Origin of the sequence: Oceanobacillus sp. AG, from assembly GCF_009746545.1 — a bacterium.
Classification (GTDB): domain Bacteria; phylum Bacillota; class Bacilli; order Bacillales; family Amphibacillaceae; genus Oceanobacillus; species Oceanobacillus indicireducens.
This window is the reverse complement of the sequence record NZ_WOWT01000066.1, coordinates 1-2,394: the sequence shown is the minus strand read 5'-3', so window position 1 is coordinate 2,394 and position 2,394 is coordinate 1. Positions and strand designations below refer to the sequence as shown.

At 36.8% G+C, this 2,394-nt stretch carries 2 protein-coding genes; both read right to left on the bottom strand.

All coding sequences use genetic code 11. The annotated features are described in order from the left end of the window. Positions 1 to 70 precede the first annotated feature (70 nt). Positions 71 to 775 carry an IS21-like element helper ATPase IstB gene (gene istB, locus GN217_RS18465; protein WP_156858106.1) on the bottom strand — a complete coding sequence of 235 codons (705 nt, stop codon included), beginning with the start codon at positions 773 to 775 and terminating at the stop codon, positions 71 to 73. Between the two features lie 14 nt (positions 776 to 789). After that, a complete protein-coding gene (gene istA / locus GN217_RS18460) occupies positions 790 to 2,244 on the bottom strand; it encodes an IS21 family transposase (protein ID WP_156858105.1) in 1,455 nt (484 codons plus the stop codon). Positions 2,245 to 2,394: the final 150 nt, after the last annotated feature.

The window sequence follows — 2,394 nt, the reverse complement described above, 5'->3', positions numbered from 1 at the left end:
TGTGTTTTGCAAGTAAAAAGTACACAACATTGCAATGAAAATATACATAAGCTTGCCAACCGATTTTTGTTCAGTTATTTCTTGATAATGCATGGGTGATTCTGAAGCTATCACCAGTAAAGTTTAATATATGCGCATGATGGATAACACGATCAACCAATGCTGCCGTTAACCTCGAGTCCCCAAATATTCGATTCCATTGGCTAAACTCTAAATTAGAAGTAATGATGAGGCTTTTCTGTTCATACCAGTCAGAAATAAGTTGGAAAAAAAGTTCAGCTCCTTCTGTATTGAAGGGAACATAGCCCATTTCATCCAAAATGATAAGATCAACATTTCTGAATTTGCCTTTGAAAGATGCTAGTTTGTCCTCTTTCCAAGCTTTCTCCAAGTTAGCTACTAAATCGGATACCCTATAGAACCTAGCCTCCTTTCCCATCCCACATGCTTTATAGCCTATGGCTGTGGCCAAATGTGTTTTACCAGTACCTGGTGATCCAGTTAAAATTAAGTTTTCCTTCGCCTGTATAAAGTTCAAGCTTTCTAGCTCTTTTTCATCCATCTGAGGTGGCAAATGAATCTGATCGTGCCATTGAAAAGTAGATAAAGACTTTTCTTGGAGGAACCGAGCTTTTTTAATCAGTCGCTCTACTTTAGCGGATTCCCGTAGTTCTAATTCCTTGGACAGTAAAGCTTTCAAGTACTGTTCTGGGTTTTCAAATGGAATATCCTCATATATCTCAGCTGTGTGAGCGAGGCGAAGAGATTTGCACATTTCTTTTAATTCGTTCACCGTACTTCACCTGCCACTTTAGATAATTTTTGAAGTAAATCATATTTCGCCCAATCAATGTCATAGGGATGGTTTTCTGGCTCTTGAAGTTCTGATGATTGCTTAGCTACTAGTTCATAGAAATGTTCGTTGATTTCACTCATCTCATGAGTGCTGAGTAATGAAATTAACCACTTCATGCGCTCCTTTCTAATATCGTAATTCGTCACCTTAATGTATTCAGCTATGCGTCCTGGTAAATAAGCAGCGTGACGTGAGTAGTCTACTACTCGTGGTTTCGTTAACCAGCTTTTTAGAATAGAGTCCCAAGGTATTTTACGACCTTTATGCATATATGGCCGATAATCTTCTAAAAGTATTTCTCCATGAGGAGAAACTACTTTGAAGCTATCCCAATATTTTATAAGCATTAACTGTGAATAATTATATCCTCTAGGAACATAAACTTTTGCCTTGTCTATTACAATCTCTCCATATTTATTTGCTTGCGCCTTCTCCTCTTTAAAGACAGGATATTCTTCTTCAGGCAATGCCAATAGATATTGATTTTCTTCTTCCACAAGTTCATTAATCGTACGATTCTTTTCATAATGGATACGATCCCGGTCCGTTATCAAGTGCTTCTCTAACAATTGTGTTAAATGCTGAAAATCTCTAATCACTGGGGCAGGAGTAATAAAGTTATATCTAATATAGCCGACTTTATTTTCTACATTACCTTTTTCATGACCAGAATAAGCATTACAGGCCTGTGGCTCAAAACCATAGAAATTCGCAAACTGCATAAACTCATTCGTAAATTCCGTTTCCCTGTTCTGTCCTCTTGGCTTAACCACAGCTGTTTTCATATTATCAATACGGACTTTCCTAGGAACTCCACCCAGTTGCTTAAACATTTTTTTCATCCCATAGAAGAGACATTCTTGATTCTCCCCTGGTAATGGTACGGCATAGGCATCATTACTAAATGGCAGTGTCATTACAAGACAATGAACATCTATGTATTTACCATCCTTCACTGCTTCCATAAGACCAAAGTCAAGTTGTGCTTCAGCTGGCGGGTGGATGAGACGCTCATAGTTTTCATCAAACTTTTCTTCGTCTGAAACCTCTTTTCCTTCTCGCCATTCTTGAATGAAATTGCAAACTGTTCGATAAGAACCCGGGAAGCCCATCTCTTTTAAACTGGAAAACAATTGATTGTTTTTCCTTCTCAACTTCTTTTTTAACTTCTGATCTTCCAAAAGCCAATCTATAACGATTTCACCCCATTCCTCCTCATACATCATTCCTTTCTTTATTTTAGTTTTTTCTTTTGGTATTTGTTCATTATCTGCATATTTTTTTGCAGTTCTCCAATTGATTTTATGAATCTTAGCTATCTCATTAACAGATAATGATTTATCATTTCTTAAACATTTGATAGAATTGATTTCAGGCATTGTCAGCATTCCTTTCGACCTCCACTGTTTTGATTCGACACCAATAACAGTAGGTTATAATTTGGAGGCTGGCAAGCCTTTTTTATTTTCTAAGAACTTTATTGCAGCGTTATGTACTTTTACGCTGCATTATTATGTACTTTTATTTTGCCATAAACA